The organism is Polaribacter filamentus (genome assembly GCF_002943715.1).
Taxonomy (GTDB): Bacteria; Bacteroidota; Bacteroidia; order Flavobacteriales; family Flavobacteriaceae; genus Polaribacter; species Polaribacter filamentus.
Map to the genome: position 1 here is coordinate 2283681 of NZ_MQUA01000013.1, position 18820 is coordinate 2302500.

General features: G+C 33.8%; 13 protein-coding genes. 7 read left to right on the forward strand and 6 right to left on the reverse strand.

The annotated features are described in order from the left end of the window. Positions 1-52 precede the first annotated feature (52 nt). From BST83_RS12475 to BST83_RS12490, 4 genes are all read right to left on the reverse strand, one after another. Positions 53-742, reverse strand: coding sequence for a MotA/TolQ/ExbB proton channel family protein (locus BST83_RS12475; protein WP_104810070.1), 690 nt, complete (start codon positions 740-742; stop codon positions 53-55). A gap of 142 nt (positions 743-884) precedes the next feature. Beyond that, entirely contained in the window at positions 885-2285 is a 1401-nt protein-coding gene (gene nhaD / locus BST83_RS12480; RefSeq protein ID WP_104810071.1) for a sodium:proton antiporter NhaD, read from the reverse strand. Between the two features lie 18 nt (positions 2286-2303). Then, positions 2304-3530, reverse strand: a complete 1227-nt coding sequence (locus tag BST83_RS12485) for a Glu/Leu/Phe/Val dehydrogenase dimerization domain-containing protein (RefSeq protein WP_104810072.1) — start codon at positions 3528-3530, stop codon at positions 2304-2306. A 172-nt stretch (positions 3531-3702) separates the two neighbouring features. Beyond that, positions 3703-4767 (reverse strand): anhydro-N-acetylmuramic acid kinase, encoded by a 1065-nt coding sequence (locus BST83_RS12490; RefSeq protein ID WP_104810073.1) that lies wholly within the window; start codon positions 4765-4767, stop codon positions 3703-3705. Positions 4768-4852: 85 nt separating this feature from the next. On the opposite strand from BST83_RS12490, the gene BST83_RS12495 reads away from it, so the two are divergent. After that, positions 4853-5995 (forward strand): acyl-CoA dehydrogenase, encoded by a 1143-nt coding sequence (locus tag BST83_RS12495; protein ID WP_104810074.1) that lies wholly within the window; start codon positions 4853-4855, stop codon positions 5993-5995. 252 nt (positions 5996-6247) lie between these two features. Here the strand turns inward: BST83_RS12495 and BST83_RS12500 are convergent, their stop codons facing one another. Further along, positions 6248-7030 (reverse strand): tRNA pseudouridine synthase A, encoded by a 783-nt coding sequence (locus tag BST83_RS12500; RefSeq protein WP_104810075.1) that lies wholly within the window; start codon positions 7028-7030, stop codon positions 6248-6250. A gap of 281 nt (positions 7031-7311) precedes the next feature. On the opposite strand from BST83_RS12500, the gene BST83_RS12505 reads away from it, so the two are divergent. The 6 genes from BST83_RS12505 to BST83_RS12530 all read left to right on the forward strand — a co-directional run bounded on the left by BST83_RS12505 (position 7312) and on the right by BST83_RS12530 (position 17312). Then, the gene (locus BST83_RS12505) at positions 7312-8295 is read left to right on the forward strand and encodes an outer membrane beta-barrel protein (protein WP_240614830.1); all 984 of its coding nucleotides are present in this window, start codon (positions 7312-7314) and stop codon (positions 8293-8295) included. Between the two features lie 79 nt (positions 8296-8374). Beyond that, positions 8375-8725, forward strand: a complete 351-nt coding sequence (locus BST83_RS12510) for a P-II family nitrogen regulator (protein ID WP_104810863.1) — start codon at positions 8375-8377, stop codon at positions 8723-8725. A 7-nt stretch (positions 8726-8732) separates the two neighbouring features. Further along, positions 8733-9962, forward strand: coding sequence for an ammonium transporter (locus tag BST83_RS12515; RefSeq protein WP_104810077.1), 1230 nt, complete (start codon positions 8733-8735; stop codon positions 9960-9962). 221 nt (positions 9963-10183) lie between these two features. Beyond that, a complete protein-coding gene (gene gltB, locus BST83_RS12520; RefSeq protein WP_104810078.1) occupies positions 10184-14695 on the forward strand; it encodes a glutamate synthase large subunit in 4512 nt (1503 codons plus the stop codon). Between the two features lie 4 nt (positions 14696-14699). Next, positions 14700-16163 carry a glutamate synthase subunit beta gene (locus BST83_RS12525; protein ID WP_104810079.1) on the forward strand — a complete coding sequence of 488 codons (1464 nt, stop codon included), beginning with the start codon at positions 14700-14702 and terminating at the stop codon, positions 16161-16163. Between the two features lie 105 nt (positions 16164-16268). After that, positions 16269-17312, forward strand: coding sequence for an IS5 family transposase (locus tag BST83_RS12530; RefSeq protein WP_104810080.1), 1044 nt, complete (start codon positions 16269-16271; stop codon positions 17310-17312). 135 nt (positions 17313-17447) lie between these two features. Here BST83_RS12530 and BST83_RS12535 read toward each other — a convergent pair whose 3' ends face one another. After that, the gene (locus BST83_RS12535) at positions 17448-18644 is read right to left on the reverse strand and encodes an IS4 family transposase (RefSeq protein ID WP_104808119.1); all 1197 of its coding nucleotides are present in this window, start codon (positions 18642-18644) and stop codon (positions 17448-17450) included. Positions 18645-18820: the final 176 nt, after the last annotated feature.

Sequence of the window (18820 nt, forward strand, 5' to 3'; positions counted from 1 at the left end):
TCAACGTTTAAAGTTCAACGTTCTAGACCTTGAACACAGCACCTTAAACCTTTTAAACGGGTTCGTTTAATAAATCTAAAAACTCAACCGATTTTGCTTCCATCTGATACACTATTTTATTAGTTCTTACCACCAGATGATTGTACGTAATATATGCAATAATACCTACAATTAAACCAGCAACTGTCGTTGTCATTGCGGTATACAATCCGTCAGAAAGTAATTTAATATCAATTTGGCCACCAGCATTTGCGATTGCATGTATAGCAACAATCATCCCAATTACCGTTCCTAAAAAACCAATCATTGGCGCAACTCCTGCAATGGTTGCCAATACACTTACATTTTTTTCGAGTTGATATACCTCTAATTTCCCCGCTGTTTCAATAGCCGTATTAATATCATCTAAAGGTTTCCCTATTCTCGAAATTCCTTTCCCAATTAATCTTGCGGTAGGTGTGTCTGTGCTTTTACACAACGCATTCGCTGATTCTAATTTGCCATTAGAAACATAATCTTTAATCTGATTCATAAAATTCTTATCGACTTTTGATGCTGATTTAATAGCAAAAAACCGTTCGAAATAAATATATAAAGCCAGTGCCAATAACACTAAAAGGATGGCAATTATAATTTGCCCCCCTAAACCACCATCTACAATTAAATTATAAATAGAAAGTGTTTTTTCTTCTTGAACAGCTTGTTCTAACAACCCTGTATTTTCTTGATAAAATGATATCATGCAACTATTTTTTAAATTCTGTATTTATAACGGCTAATCTATTTTTAAATTGTTTAAACAAGAAAGAATTAGCATTTCTTTTATCAAAAAAAATGCCATTCTGAATTGTACAAAATAACATTTTTGTTTTCTAAATTGTAGCTTAAAAAAGGGTTCTTGTAACCATAAATGCTGCGGAACCGACTAAAAATCCAATCAAGGCCAACCAAGATATCTTCTTTAAATACCAGAAAAAATCTATTTTTTCCATTCCCATTGCTACCACTCCTGCTGCAGAACCAATAATTAACATAGAACCTCCTGTACCTGCAGAGAAGGCAATAAAATGCCATAATTCATTATCCAATCCTTCAGAAAACATTCCTAAACTAGCTGCCACTAAAGGCACATTATCGATAACTGCAGAGCCCACACCTAGCAACATAATTACTAAATCTGAAACTCCTTCGTGATGCAATTCTGTTCCCATCATTGGTATTGTTTCTTTTAAAGTAGATGCAAAGTTGAATAAAATTCCCAAAGACTCTAACGCAGCAACTGCCATTAAAATTCCTAAGAAAAATAAAATACTTGGCATTTCTATTTTCGACAAGGATGCATGAACTGGACTGTGATGCGCACCTAAAGCGTGCTCATCTGCTTGATCACCATCAATACTTGAGATTGAAAATTTAGATTTACTAAAAATTTCGGCAAAAGTAGCAACAATCGCTAAAGACAACATCATACCCACATAAGGTGGTAAATGTGTAAATGTTTTAAAAATAGGCACAAATACAATAGCACCTAAACCTAAATATAACATTTTTGCACTGTGAGGACTTTTTGCTTTTTCTTCTTCATCTTCCGTATCAATTTCACCTTTAAAAGCGGGTAAAAACGAGGCAATAAATGTAGGCACGACCATACAAAATAAAGATGGTATTAATAAATATTCTATTAATTTTAAAGTACTTACTTTTTTACCAATCCAAAGCATTGTTGTGGTTACATCTCCAATTGGCGACCATGCACCACCAGCATTGGCTGCAATAATAATTAAACCTGCAAACCAAATTCTTTCATCTCTATTTTTAACAACTTTTTGTAATATTGAAATCAATACAATTGTGGCAGTAAGGTTGTCTATAATTGCTGATAAAATAAAGGCTAATATGGCAAAAATCCAAAGAATATTTTTCTTCTTTTTGGTCTTTACGAAATTTTTAATGGTAGAGAATCCATCAAAGTAATCAATAATTTCTACAATAGTCATCGCTCCTAAAAGGAATACTAATATTTCTGCAGTTTTTCCTAAATGATGCAATAAAGTCTCTTCAACCAAATACATTTTTTCTTCATGCATTAGAGATCCAAAATTTTCCACTAAACTATGCGAACTAGAGTCAAACCATTCCGTAAAATTATCAACTCCTAGCGCTACTATAGCCCAACAAACTGCCATCATAATTAAGGCGGGAATTAATTTATCTAATTTTAAATTGTGCTCTAAAGTAATGGCTAAATACCCCATTACAAATACAATAATAATTACTGACTCCATACTTCTTTACTATTTAATTTATACCAATTCTTTTAGCGCAATCTCAAACGCCGTCTCACTTATTCTTGTTTTTGAAGCACTTTTAGCAAAAGTTCTTTGCAAAGCTCTTTTTATTGTATTTGATGTATCGTCAAAAATCGCTTCGTCTGTCATTTTAACTTTTCTTTCCATAAAATAAGCAAACACCCTTGCCATTCCGCAATTGGAAATAAAATCCGGAATTAAACTCACTTTTTTATCGGTATCTTCCATAATTGATCCAAAGAAAATTTCTTTATCCGCAAAAGGAACATTTGCCCCGCAAGAAATAACTTCTAATCCTGCGTGAATCATTTGATCTATTTGCTCTTGTTTTATCAATCTTGACGCAGCACATGGCGCAAAAATCTCACAAGGTAAAGACCAAATTCGCTCATTAATCTCCTTAAAAGGAATCATATTTTCCGCGACTAAAGTATTACCATTTTTGTTTAAAAACAATTCTTTTATTTCTTCAAAAGAAAAACCTTTTTCATTAATTACACCACCATCTCTATCAATAATTCCCACAACTTTAGCACCCATTTGTGCTAAATAATACGCTGCGGCAGAACCTACATTTCCAAATCCTTGTACAATGGCTCTTTTACCAACAACAGTGCCTCCATAAATATCGTAATAATGACGTGCAGCTTCTGCAACACCAAACCCAGTAATCATGTCTGCAACTGTAAATTTTCTAGCAATTGACGGCGTTAAGTTTGTGTCTTCTAAAGCCTTTATTACACCATGTCTTAATTGACCAATTCTATTAATTTTATCTGCTTCGGTTGGTTTAAAATGACCGTTAAAAACGCCTTCTTGAGGATGCCAAACACCACTTTCTTCGGTAATGGGGATTACTTCATGAATTTCATCCACATTTAAATCGCCACCTGTTCCGTAATAATTTTTTAATAACGGGGCAACTGCTTTATACCAACGCTCTAAAACTCCCTTTTTTCTTGGATCATGAGGGTTGAAGTTAATTCCAGATTTTGCACCACCAATTGCAGGGCCCGAAACGGTAAACTTTACTTCCATTGTTTTAGCTAGCGATAAAACTTCATTCATATCCAAACCTTCTCTCATTCGTGTTCCACCACCTGCAGCACCGCCTCTTAAAGAGTTTATCACGGTCCAACCTTCTGCTTCTGTTTCAGGATCTTTCCAATTAAAGATTATTTCTGGTTGTTTATTTTCGTATATTTTTAATAATTCTTTCATCTTACTGTTTTAAATAATTTAACTTTTGCCCTCAAAAATACTTCTATTTTGTGTAAAAATCCCCTGCTGGGGAAAAGCTAAAGTTGATTCATATTAAAAGATTTTAGATTTATAATTATTGTTAAGTCATACAAACTTACCATAAAAAAAATGATTGCTCAACTATTTTTATTTAAAGCTTCGGATAAAAAATTTCGCCTGAAGAATGATTTTTACTCGCCCCAGTAACAGACTTTAAGCAATTTACCTGATTATCAAGTTTTAACAACCCCAAAAAGGCAAAAATAAGCGCTTCTTTAAAGTTGATGAGTTTTTCACCTTCTAATGAAATTTTAGTTTTAGAATAATATGCTATGTTCTCAATTAAAAAGGAATTAAAAACACCACCGCCTGTAATTAAAACTGAATTATTCTTATAAATTATTTTGCTTATTTGCATCGCAACATGGACTACAAAAGTTCTTAATATCGATGAAACATCGGTTTCTAAACTATCAATTAATGGAAATATATTTTCTTGCACCCATTCTAATCCTAAAGATTTTGGTGGTCTTTGCTGATAAAACGGAAGCGAATTTAATCGTACTAAAAGCACTTCATTAATTTTACCTTGAGAGGCTATTTTACCTGATGCATCAAAATCGAATCCCAATTTATTGGCATAAAAATTCAACACAATATTTACAGGGCAAATATCAAAAGCAATTCGTTTATCGTCCTTTTGAAAAGAAATATTCGAAAATCCGCCTACATTTAAACAGTAGTCAAAATCAGAAAAAAGCAACGCATCACCCACGGGAACTAAAGGCGCGCCTTGACCGCCTAATTGTACGTCTTGCGTTCTAAAATCGCATACTACTTTTTGCTTTGTAATATTGGCAATCGCTTGTCCGTCGCCAATTTGAAGGGTAATTCCGTTTGCCGGCTGATGTAAAATAGTATGTCCGTGAGAAGCAATAAAATCAATTTTTTGAATCTGAAATTTATCAATAAAATCAAGAAGCACCTTTCCTAGAAGTTCGCCATACGCAATGTTTAATTTTATAAGTTTGTCCGAAGAAAAATGAATTCCCTTTTGTAAGTCGCCCTTCCATACGTCGGTATAAGCAATCGTTTCCGCAAAGATAATTTCGAAATCTTTGTACCTATTTTTATCAAATTTCACGTAGACCAAATCGATGCCATCTAAAGACGTTCCAGACATCAATCCAATACAGAAAACTTCGTTTTTATTCATTTTGGTAAAAATAATAAAAGTCTTATGAAAATAAGTTACGAAATCGATATCTTTGTACTCTCAAATTACGAATAATAAAAAAAATATGGATTTTAATTTAACAGAAGAGCACATCATGATTCGCGATGCAGCAAGAATTTTTGCGCAAACCGAATTGTTACCTGGTGTTATTGAAAGAGATAATAAACAAGAATTTCCACAAGAATTGGTCAGAAAAATGGGCGATTTAGGTTTTATGGGAATTATGGTAGACCCAAAATACGGAGGAAGCGGTATGGACGCCATTTCGTATGTTTTGGTGATGGAAGAATTGTCTAAAATTGACGCTTCTGCTTCCGTCATCGTTTCTGTAAACAATTCTTTAGTTTGTTATGGTTTAGAAACCTACGCAAATGAGGAGCAAAAACAAAAATATTTAACAAAACTAGCTACAGGCGAGTTTATTGGCGCCTTCTGCTTAAGCGAACCAGAAGCAGGTTCGGATGCAACTTCGCAAGCTACAACCGCCATTGATAAAGGAGATCATTACCTAATTAACGGAACAAAAAACTGGATTACAAATGGTGGCCGCTCAGACGTTTATTTGGTAATTGCGCAAACAGATAGAGAAAAAGGCCATAAAGGAATCAATGCTTTTATTGTTGAAAAAGGAACTCCAGGTTTTCATATTGGTCCAAAAGAAGACAAATTAGGAATTCGTGGTTCTGATACGCATACCTTACAATTTAACGATGTAAAAGTGCCAAAAGAAAACAGAATTGGTGAAGACGGATTTGGATTTAAATTCGCCATGAAAACTCTTTCTGGCGGTAGAATCGGTATTGCTGCACAAGCTCTAGGAATTGCTGCCGGCGCGTATGAATTGTCTTTAAAATATTCTAAAGAACGCAAAGCATTCGGAACAGAAATTTGCAATCATCAAGCAATTGCGTTTAAATTAGCAGACATGCACACAGATATTGAAGCGGCAAGAATGATGGTTATGAGAGCTGCCTGGGACAAAGATCAAGGCAACAATTATGACATGTCTTCTGCAATGGCAAAATTATACGCAAGTAAAGTTGCTATGGAACACACAGTTGAAGCGGTTCAAATTCATGGTGGAAACGGTTTTGTGAAGGATTACCACGTAGAACGTTTAATGCGCGATGCAAAAATTACTCAGATTTACGAAGGAACTTCAGAGATTCAAAAAATTGTAATTTCAAGGGGAATTATCAAGGGATAAATTACACCTAATATATAGTCTACAAAAATCCATCTTTTTAAAAGGTGGATTTTTATTTTGTGCGTGTTTTTGCGAAAAGCAAAAATCGTGCTATTCATTATATCTTTTTTTCATACTTCAAAAAAGGATGCCATTACTATCACTCACGCGAGTTCTTACCAACAAAATTAATAATCTAGAAATCTACTACTTATTTACTACTCAAAAGTACAAACCTTTGAGGTTTTGAAAACCTCAAAGATTTGTACTCTATTACAAATCCAACTCAACAGCAAACAATTGCAAACTAGAAGCCGGCGCAATATTTCTCATCGATTTTCGATCATTATCTTCTTTTAAAGAGTTTTCAATAAACGCTAAGTCGATGTTTCCTTTCCCTAACTCAAAGAGCATTGCTACCATCAACCGAATCTGATACCTTAAAAACCCTTTTCCTTTTACCTTGACGATATAAGACTTCTCAGGAAAAAAGCTAGCGGTTAAAATAGTATTGGCTACAATTTCGCAGGAATCTATGCGTCTTTTAAAAATAGTTGCATCCGAAGGTTTGGTACAATATTTATGAAAATAATGCTCACCTTTAAACAATTTTGCGCCCTTCATCATGCGTTCAATATCTAATGATTCATCAACATTCGTAATAAAAGGCGCTGCAAAAGGATGATTTTTATCCCCAAAAGAAAAGTAATAATGGTATTCTTTCAACTTTGAAGCTTTTATAATATTAAAATCAGTTCCTACTTTTCTGATAGAAATCGCTTTAAAATCGGAAGAAAAGTTAGAATTTATAGAATTCATAAAAAAAGCTTCCTCAACTAAAGTATCTGTAAATAATTGGACATAATACGAGTTTGCAGAGACCTTTGCATCTGTTCTACCAATACCAATGGACTTATAAAGCATATTCTCAAAAACAAATCCTAAGGTTTTATCAACCATTTGATGCAGTGTTTTAGCATTTGTCTGTTTTTGCCAACCAGAAAAACGAAATCCTAGAAACTGTATATGTACCAGGTAAGAATGTGAGTATTTCATACTTCAAAGATACACTAATTACATTTTTTTTCAAAAAAGGTGCATTTTTATGAATATCCTAAAATTATATGTAAGTTTTTTACATACTCTGTATTTAACACCCTTCAAAATCTAAAAATTATACTTATCACAAATTAACCCCCTTTTTTTTGAGGGTATGATGTTAAAATACACTCTTTTAAGAAAATAACCCCTTGCGAGTTTAAATTAAATATTTACATTTGAAGAATTAAAACAACAAAAACAAATTAAATTTAAAGAACATTAATTATGAAAAAATTATTTTAACTTTATTAGTAGCTAGTAGCTTTTTAGCAACTGCACAAGAAACAGAGGACACAGGGACTTTTACATTAAGTGGAACGGTTGATGTATATGGAACCACTAATTTCACAAATGCCCCAGGAACTCCTGGAATATTAATTGCCAATCCAGAAAACGCTAACGCTTTTGGTTTAGGATTTGCAAATACAGTTTTTGCCTACGAAAAAGGTAAAGCAGGAGTTGTAGCAGATCTTGCATTTGGTCCTAGAGCAGATGATGCAAATTTAGCAGGTGCAATTAATCAATTGTATGCTTATTACAATGTAAGCGATAAAGTAACGCTAACCGCAGGTCAATTCAATACCTTTTTAGGTTATGAAGTTATCAATCCTTCAGCGAACTTTAACTATACAGTTTCGTATTTATTTAACGCAGGCCCTTTTTCTCACACAGGTATTAAAATGAATTATGCTGCATCAGAAGATTTATCTTTTATGTTAGCTCTAACCAATGCTCATGCGCTTTCAAGTGCCGATGGCAATGCTGCAGATGCAACACAGTTCGGTGCTCAAATAGGTTATAAAGGTCAGTACTTAAACTTCATAAGTGGTGCAATTGACGACGCTTCTGCTAAAGATTATATCTTTTTAGATTATACAGGTGGTTTTGATTTATCAGATTCTTTCTATGTTGGTTTGAACGCCGCTTATGTTAACTCTAATAATGATGATGCAGGATACTATGGTGCTGCACTATATTTACAAAACAAATTTTCAGATAAGTTTTCTTTAGGACTAAGACCAGAAATCTTTACAGCAACCTCTGGAGCAGGTGATTCAAGTGTAACTGCATTTACTGTAACATCTAACGTAAACTTAACAAGCAACTTAAAGTTTATAACTGACTTAAGATTCGACAATTCTGACGATTATATTATTGAAGCGTTCCCAACAGAAAAAAGTGTTACTGCTTTAACTATTGCAGCAGTATATTCTTTCTAAAAGAACATCAAAGAATCACACAATTTAAACATTGTGTGATTCTTTAAAATAAATGAATATTAATCAAAATAATTTTAAAATGAAGAAAATTGAAGCGATTATTAGAAAATCGAAATTTAGTGCAGTTAAAGAAGCACTGCATCAAGTTGATGTAAACTTTTTCTCTTATTGGGATGTTACGGGCTTAGGTAACGAAAAAGAAGGACACGTATACAGAGGCGTTAGCTATAGCACCAGCGATATTCAAAGAAGATATTTATCGATTGTTGTAAATGACGATTTTGAAAAAATAACAATAGATGCATTACTTAAGTCTGCTGCAACTGGAGATGTTGGTGATGGTAAAATATTTGTATCAGACATTACAGAAGCTTACAGAATAAGAACTGGAGAAAAAGGAGGATCAACTTTAGATAAAACATCAAAATAAAAAAAATATGGAAGGATTATTTACAGCAAATAACGTATGGATGATGATCTGTACAGCACTCGTTTTCTTTATGCACACAGGTTTTGCATTTTTAGAAATAGGACTTACAAGACAAAAAAATACAATAAATATTTTATTTAAAAACATATTTATAATTACAGTAGGCTTGTTATTGTATTATGTAGCAGGTTTTAACTTAATGTACCCCGGGTTTGCAGAAGGTTCAGCAGGTTTCTTTGACTTTGCAGGTTTCGGAATTGCAGCTCCTGAGAATGGAATGACTCCAGAATATGCGAGTGGTGGCTATACTTGGTGGACAGATTTCTTATTTCAAGGAATGTTTGCAGCAACTGCAGCAACAATTGTTTCTGGTGCAGTAGCAGAAAGAATGAAAATTGGAGCTTTTATGATTTTTGTCGTAATTTATGTTGGTTTAGTATACCCAATTGCAGGTTCTTGGAAATGGGGTGGAGGATTTTTAGACCAAATGGGATTCTATGATTTCGCAGGCTCTACCTTAGTGCATTCTGTTGGTGGTTGGGCAGCTTTAGTAGCTGTTTGGTTATTAGGCCCAAGAATCGGGAAATTTAAAGATGGAAAAGCGCAAGCAATTCCAGGACACAACATTCCCTTAGCAACTGCAGGAGTTTTAATTCTTTGGTTGGGTTGGTTTGGTTTTAATGGTGGATCCGTTTTATCTGCAGACCCTGCTTTAACGTCATTAACCTTAGTAACAACTTGCTTAGCTGCTGCTGCAGGTGGTGTAGTTGCTGTTTTGGTCTCTTTTATCAAATATAAAAATTTAGATTTAACCATGTTTTTAAATGGAATATTAGGAGGTTTAGTAGGTATTACTGCTGGTGCAGATGTAATGACACCAGAAAGCGCTATTATTATTGGTGGTATTGCTGGTGCGATTATTGTTTTTGCTGTTGCTTTTATAGATGCTATTAAATTAGATGATCCTGTTGGAGCAATTGCAGTGCATTTAATTTGTGGTATTTGGGGAACTTTAGCTGTTGGTATTTTCTCTACAAATCCAGAACACACATTCTTAATTCAATTAATAGGTGTTGGTTGTTATGCAGCTTTTTGTATCATTTCAACATTTATCATCATCTTTACCCTTAAGAAAACAATGGGAATTAGAGTTAGTGAAAAAGAAGAACTAGAAGGATTAGATGCTCATGAACACGGCATGGAGGCATATCCAGACTTTAGATTGAACGAGCATTAACACATAAGTTACTGTTTGAAACAAAATACACCTTTAAAGTTATCAATTTAAAGGTGTATTTCTTGTTTTTAGGAATATCACAATTAAACTAGCTTTAATTATGATAAATAATTTTTTAACCCAACTATTTTAACTTCATCGCAAAACTTTCATTAAAAAATTCAAAACACTGAATTATCTTCAACAAAATACATAGATTTGTAAATATAATTGAATATCATATGGAGAAACAAGGCTTATATTTACCAGAGTTTGAACACGAAAATTGTGGAGCAGGTTTTATTTGTAATTTAAATGGAGATAAAACAAATCAAATTATACACGACGCACTAGAAATTTTAGTAAAACTAGAACATAGAGGAGGCGTTAGTGCAGATGGCAAAACAGGAGATGGCGCGGGTTTATTAATAGACATTCCTCATGATTACTTTAAACGTGTTTGTGATTTTACAATACCCAATCAAAGAGAATATGCCGTTGGTATGGTCTTTTTACCTAAAGTAGCGAATCAATATAATTTTAGTAAAACTACTTTTGAAAACGAAATAAAAGAACAAGGACTTTCCATTTTAGGATGGAGAAAAGTTCCTGTAGATTCGTCTCAATTAGGAGATATAGCTCTGGCTTCAGAACCAACCATAGAACAATTATTTGTTGGTAAAACTTCAGAAATCAGCGAAGCAACATTTAAAGCAAAACTTTATGCTGCTCGAAAAATAACAGAACATTCCATCAGAAAATCTAAAATTTCTGAGTCTATTTATTTTTATGTTCCAAGTTTATCCATTACAACCATTATTTATAAAGGGATTATCATGCCCGAAGATATTGGTCCTTATTATAAAGACTTACAAGAAATAGATTTAGTTACACGTTTGGCGTTAGTACACCAACGTTTTTCTACGAACACAATGCCAACATGGGAGTTAGCACAACCTTTTAGACACATGTGTCAAAACGGTGAAATTAATACGCTACGCGGAAATGTAAGTAGAATGCGTGTTCGAGAAGAAATCATGAAAAGTGATGTCTTTGGTCCACAGATAGATAAATTATTTCCGATTATTTTACCAGGAAAATCAGATTCAGCTTCCATGGATATGGTTGTGGAGCTATTAACGCATACCGATCGTTCCTTGCCAGAAATTATGATGATGATGATTCCTGAGGCTTGGGAAAAACATACCACAATGTCTAAGGAGCGCAAAGCTTTTTACGAATACAATGCGTGCATCATGGAACCTTGGGATGGACCCGCTTCTGTACCTTTTACAGATGGAGATTATATTGGTGCTTTGCTAGACAGAAATGGGTTAAGACCTTCTAGATATACAATTACCAAAAGTGGTAAATTAATAATGTCTTCAGAAATTGGTGTTTATGATATCGCTCCAGAAGATGTTAAAAAACATGGTAGATTAGAACCGGGAAAAATGTTCTTGGTAGACATGAATGAAGGAAGAATCATAGAAGATGAAGAAATAAAAAGTAAAATTGTTAGAGAAAGACCTTACCAAGAATGGTTAGACAACACGCGTTTGCATTTAAAAGATGTTCCGTATACAAGTCAAACATGTCCTATCGAATCGATTGATATCAAAACTCGTCAGCGTTTGTTTAATTACACTTTTGAGGATATTCAAGAAGTAATTACACCAATGGCACAAGTTGCTAAAGAAGCTCTGGGTTCTATGGGAACAGATACACCTTTAGCTGTTTTATCAGACAGACCTCAATTAATTTCCAACTATTTTAAGCAGTTATTTGCGCAAGTTACCAATCCGCCTTTAGACGGTATTCGTGAAGAGATTGTAACGGACATCAGTTTAAACTTAGGAAAGGATAGAAATATATTTAGCATTACTGATAGACAATGTAGAAAATTACGAATTCAGAATCCTGTTATATCAAATGCCGATTTAGAAAAAATTAGAAGTATTGACATTGAAAGTTTCAAAGCAGAAACAATTCAAATTTTATATCCAAAGGCACAAGGATTAAACGGACTTGAGGATGCTTTGGATCAGATTGTTATTCAAGTTGAAAAAGCGTTAGCATCAAAAACGAATATTATTATTCTTTCTGATAGAGGCGTAAGTCAAGAATTGGCTCCGATTCCTGCTTTATTAGCATGTTCTTTTGTAAATCATCAATTAAATCGTTTACGCAAGCGTTCTTATTTTGATATTATTATTGAATCTGCAGAGCCCCGTGAACCACATCATTTTGCAACTTTATTTGGGTATGGCGCAAGTGCGGTAAACCCTTATATGGTAAATGAAATTATCAGAATGCAAGTTAAAGAAGGCTTCATTACGGATATGAATGAGCAACAAGCAGTTGATAATTTCAATAAAGCAATCGGAAAAGGAATTTTAAAAGTAATGAACAAAATAGGAATTTCGACATTACATTCGTACAGAGGTTCTCAAATTTTCGAAATTGTAGGATTTAATTCTCAATTTGTAGAAAAATACTTTCCTTATACAGCATCAAGAATTGAAGGTATTGGTTTATACGAAATTGAAAAAGAAATTGACCAACGTTATAAACAAGCATATCCTAACAATCAAATTGATAAAAATTTAAGCTTAAATATTGGTGGCGATTATAGATGGCGAAGAAATGGTGAACGTCATTTATTCAATCCAACTACGATTTCAAAATTACAACAAGCGGTTCGATTAAGTGATCAAGATAGTTATGATGTGTATGCAAAAGCCATCAATGATCAAGCAGAAAACTTGATGACCATTCGTGGTTTATTTGAGTTTGATAAGCTTGACCCAATTCCTTTAGAAGAGGTAGAGGATTGGACAGAAATTGTAAAACGTTTTAAAACAGGCGCAATGTCTTACGGTTCCATTTCTCGCGAAGCACATGAAAATTTAGCAATTGCGATGAATAGAATTGGTGGTAAATCTAATTCTGGTGAAGGTGGTGAAGACAGAAAACGTTTTCAAAAAGATATCAATGGTGATAGTAGAAATTCTGCTATAAAACAAGTAGCATCTGGAAGATTCGGTGTTACTTCTCACTATTTAACAAATGCGAAAGAAATTCAAATTAAAATGGCACAAGGTGCTAAACCTGGCGAAGGTGGTCAATTACCTGGCTATAAAGTATACCCTTGGATTGCTGCAGTGCGTAACTCAACGCCTTTTGTAGGTTTAATTTCTCCTCCTCCACATCACGATATTTATTCAATTGAAGATTTAGCACAACTAATTTTCGATTTAAAAAATGCAAATCGTGAAGCACGAATTAATGTAAAATTAGTTTCGGAAGTTGGTGTAGGTACCATTGCTGCTGGTGTGGCAAAAGCAAAAGCAGATGTTGTTTTAATTTCTGGTTATGATGGTGGTACAGGAGCTTCTCCTTTAACATCTCTAAAACATGCAGGCTTACCTTGGGAACTTGGTTTAGCAGAAGCACAACAAACGTTAGTTTTAAATAACTTACGAAGTAGAATTGTTATAGAATGTGACGGACAATTAAAAACAGGCAGAGATGTTGCTATTGCGGCCTTATTAGGTGCAGAAGAATTTGGTTTTGCCACGGCTCCTTTAGTTGCTTCGGGATGTATTATGATGCGTAAATGTCACTTAAATACATGTCCGGTTGGTATCGCAACTCAAGACAAAGAACTGCGTAAAAACTTTAAAGGAACACCAGAACATGTAATTAATTTCTTCTTTTATGTTGCTGAAGAATTAAGACTAATAATGGCGCAATTAGGTTTCAGAACCTTAGCCGAAATGGTTGGTCAAACGCATAAAATAAACGCTAATAAAGCAATCAAACATTACAAAGCAAAAGGTTTAGACTTATCTAGTATTTTATACAGACCTGCAGCTTATAAAGAAATGACAGTTAGAAATACCGAACAACAAGAACATAATTTAGACGAAGTTTTAGATTTTACCATATTAAAGGATTCTCATAGAGCCTTATATAGAAAAGAAAAAATGAATCTATCGTATCCAATAAAAAATACAAATAGAGCCGTTGGGGCAATTATCAGCAATGAAATTTCTAAAATTTATGGTCATTTAGGCTTACCTGAAGATACTTTAAATATTAATTTCACAGGTTCTGCAGGTCAAAGTTTTGGCGCATTTAGTGCCCACGGATTAACTTTTATTCTAGAAGGTAATACGAATGATTACCTAGGGAAAGGATTATCAGGAGCAAAATTAATTGTGAAGAAACCTGTGAAAGCTGATTTTATTGCAGAGGATAATATCATCGTTGGTAATGTTTGTTTATTCGGTGCCGTAGAAGGTCAGGCGTATATTAACGGAATTGCAGGTGAACGTTTCGCCGTTCGTAATTCAGGTGCAATAGCCGTAGTTGAAGGTGTTGGAGATCACTGTTGTGAATACATGACGGGTGGAAAAGTAATTGTTTTGGGTAAAACAGGTAGAAATTTCGCTGCGGGTATGAGTGGTGGAATCGCATATGTCTATGATCCAGAAAAAAAATTTGTAAACGGACTTTGTAATAAAGAAACTATTGAGTTTGAAGAAATTTCGGTTGAGGAAGCTGCAGATTTAAAAGCAATAATACAAAAACACGTTTTATATACAGATAGTAAAAAAGGGGAATCTTTAGTAGCCGATTGGGATGCAAATTTAAAAAACTTTGTAAAAATAATGCCAACAGAATACAAGAAAGCGTTATTACGTTTAGAAACTGAAGAACCAATGTTTGAAGAATTAACACTAGCATAATGTCATGGGAAAAGTAACAGGATTTAAAGAGTTTGAAAGACAAGATGAAACCTACACCTCGGTAATAGATCGTGTAAAAAATTATAAAGAATTTACAGTACCTCTTTCTGAGAAAGAAATAACAAAACAGGGCTCTCGTTGTATGGATTGTGGAATTCCTTTTTGCCATAGCGGATGTCCGTTAGGCAATCTCATTCCAGATTTCAATCACATGGTACATCAAGGTGAATGGCAAAAAGCATCGTGGATACTGCATTCTACAAATAACTTTCCAGAATTTACAGGTCGCCTATGCCCTGCTCCATGTGAGCAAGCGTGTGTGTTAGGTATTATTGAAGATCCAGTTTCTATTGAAAATATCGAGAAAAATATTGTAGAGCGTGCTTTTAAAGAAGGATGGATAAAACCACAACTTCCCAAAAGAAGAACAGATAAAACCATTGCCGTTATTGGTTCTGGTCCTGCTGGTTTAGCCGCTGCACAACAATTAAACAGAGCTGGTCATACAGTTACTGTTTTTGAAAGAGATGATGAAGTTGGTGGTTTGTTACGATACGGAATTCCTAATTTTAAAATGGAAAAAGGAATTATTGATAGAAGAATTGCAATTTTAAAAGCAGAAGGAATCATTTTTAAAACCGACGTAAATGTAGGTGTTAATTATGATGTGGAAGATTTAAAAGCTTTTGATAGCATTGTTTTATGCGGTGGGTCTACAGAAAGACGTAGTCTACCAACACAAGGTATTGATGCCGATGGTGTTGTGCAAGCAATGGATTTCTTAACACAACAAACAAAAGCTTTATTTGGTAAAGAGGTTAAAAATCAAATAATGGCAACAGATAAAGATGTAATTGTTATTGGCGGTGGAGATACAGGTTCAGATTGTATTGGTACTTCAAATAGACATGGTGCAAAATCCGTGGTTAATTTCGAAATTATGCCAAAACCTCCGGGGCATCGTTCACCAACAACTCCTTGGCCTTTTTGGCCTTTACAATTAAAAACATCTTCTTCTCACGTAGAAGGTGCAGATCGTAATTGGTTGATCAATACAAAGGAATTTGTAAAAGATGAACAAGGAAAACTAATTGCCTTAAAAACGGTAAATGTCGAATGGAAAATGGTTCCAGGTCAAAGACCTGAATTGATAGAAATTACCGGTACTGATAAAACATGGCCTTGTGATTTAGCTTTATTAGCCTTAGGTTTTACTGGTCCAGAAAGTACTTTAGCAGATAAGCTGGGTATTAAAACGGATGCTCGCTCAAACTATGAAGCAGCTTACGGAAAATATCAAACCAATGTTCCAAATATTTTTACGGCAGGCGATATGCGTCGTGGACAATCTCTAATTGTTTGGGCTATTTCGGAAGGTAGAGAAGCAGCAAGACAAGTAGATATTTTTTTAATGGGCAAATCAGAATTACCATCAAAAGATGTTTCTGGCGATTTAGTAGCGATGTAAATACAAGACCGTTGCAAGGAAGTGCCTAAAAAAAAAACAAAAATGACACGTAATTATTTATGTTAAATATTTAATTGTAAGTATATTAATTTGTAAATTTAGTGTATGAAAATACAAAAACAACCAACTTTAGCCGATAGCATTTGCGATTTACGAGCAAGAAAAATTAAAAAGACATTTTTCACCCAAATAAACACCCTTATCGATTGGGATACGATCTCTATCCTAATAAATAATGATTATTTAAAAGGAAAAAGTGCCACTGGCAAGCCTTCTTATGATGGGACATTACTTTTTAAAATGTGTCTTTTACAAAGTTGGTATGGTTTAAGCGATTATGAAGTTGAAGACCGAATAAATGACAGTCTTTCCTTTAGTTATTTTTGTGGGATGACCATTGAACAGGTTGCTCCAGATCATAGTACTTTAAGTAGGTTTAGAACCGCATTAACCAAAACACAAACCTTCGAAAAATTATTTACCTCCATAAACAAACAGCTAGATGCACATAATATCATTGTAAAAACAGGTTTAATAATAGACGCTAGTGTAATAGATACGCCACTTAGACCAAAAGGAAAAACAAATTTTAAGGTAACCGAAGACCGCTGTGCAGACCAAGTAGAAGTACACAAAGAATATCCAGATAGTGTCGATAAAGAGGGTACTTGGTTAAAGAAAAGAGGAAAGTACCATTTTGGGTTTAAAAAGCATCATGTAACGGATAACGAAGGACTCGTTCTAGGAGTACTAACCACAACTGCCAGCAAAAATGAGATTGCAAATTTGGAGGAAGTTCTAGAAACTGTAAATGTGGTATTACCAAAAGACATCCCTCTAAAGGCAGATAAAGGGTACCAATCAAAGAAAAATGTTGCGATTTTAAAGAAGCGTAATTTAAAGAATCATATCCTTAAAAAGGCGGTAAAAAATAAACCGTTAACAAAATGGGAAACTAGATTCAATAAATTAATAGGAAAAACAAGGTTTAAAGTAGAACGTACTTTTGGAGGAATAAAATTATGGTTTAAAGGTGGAATTGCAAGATATAGAGGGATGAAAAAAATGCATACACAAAATTTGATGGAGGCAATATGCTACAATTTATATCGAAGTCCAGGGATATTTGCGTCTAATTGTAAAAATTAAGGAAAAATGAAGCCTAAAAAAAGCATTTACTCACTTAAAATCATTAGTGTCCGATAAAACTACAAATTTTAATTAAACCCATTTTTGAGCCCAGTAAACACGTTCTATATTTTTCTTTTTGAGTTAGCAAGGTGTCTATTTAAAAAGTTGCAGTTGTATATCTGGAGGTTTTGATGTGAGTTCCCACCATTGTTTGTTTGGGTTTTCGAGAAATTTAAACAGATCAATGTAGGTCATCAGATGAAATCTCATCACAGAAACCATATTTGAATATGCCCATTTTCGTTTGATTTTTCTTTGTATCACAAGCATGATGAGTTGAATGATTAATGCTGACCATATCTGAATCTCTATTGCATTTTGATTATCTCCAAGAAAATATTTAAGGGGAAAGTTCTGCTTGAGTCTTTTAAACATCGTTTCAATCTGCCATCTGTGTTTGTATATATCTGCTACTTGGTCTGGAGATATTTCTGCATTATTGGTGATAAACTCATATACCTTTTCTTTTGTAGCATCCCAATAAGCAACTCTTCTTATTTGAATAGATTTATCGTCTTTTTCTATCAATATAAGTTCATCTTTTAGTATTGCATCACTTGTTTTGTCTGCTAAATCAAATTCTTTAATGCTTTTATAGACAGCATTGTCTTTTTGGCGAGTTACAAAGTAAATATCATTTAAAGTCCACTCTAAATATTGGAGATAATCATTGTATGCTTTATCAAAAACGACAAAAGAATCTTTCTCTAAATTTAACTCTTTTAAAAAAGTGTGGTCGTGAGTAGCAGCACTGCTAAAACGTATCAGACAAGGTACATCTTCCAAAGCATTTATCATTGTGTGCATCTTTATACCTCCTTTTTTCTTACCTGTAATAGGATTACGACCAACTCCTTTTAAAATATCACTAAATAGGCTGATTGTGGTAGAATCTACAATTTTTAAATTCTTTACAGGAGATTTTAATGGACTGCTGTCCGATAAAAATGGAGCGTAGCGTTTGTATAATTTTGAATAAATTGCTCCAAAGACTTCACTGGTTCTTTTCTTGTTAGCATCTGACAATGTACTTCGCTTAGGGAAATGTTTTAGATTTAAATGGCTGATACGCCCTTCACAAGCTAATAAAACGGTCGACAACTCTCTAAGTGAGGAAACTCCACTCATTGTGGCATAAAGCATCGTGACTAAATGGTCGTAGGTTTTAAACTTTTTGTAGTAGCGGTCACTGTTATAGATTTTGGCTGTCCGAGTAATATCTGCTTGTGGTATATATTTTAAAATCTGTTTAATTATTGGTGTTCCGCTAAAGTGTGTACTTTTGTTCATATCTCAATTTTGTGGTAAAAATCAAGATATAAATAAAGCAGGAAATCCAACTATGGAAATCCTGCTTTTAAAATTATTTATCGGACACTAATGAATTAAAATAGAAAAAAAATTGCATAATCGATGTTGTAGCTAAAAAAAAGGGAACTCTAAAAAGTAAAAATAATTAAGTTCGC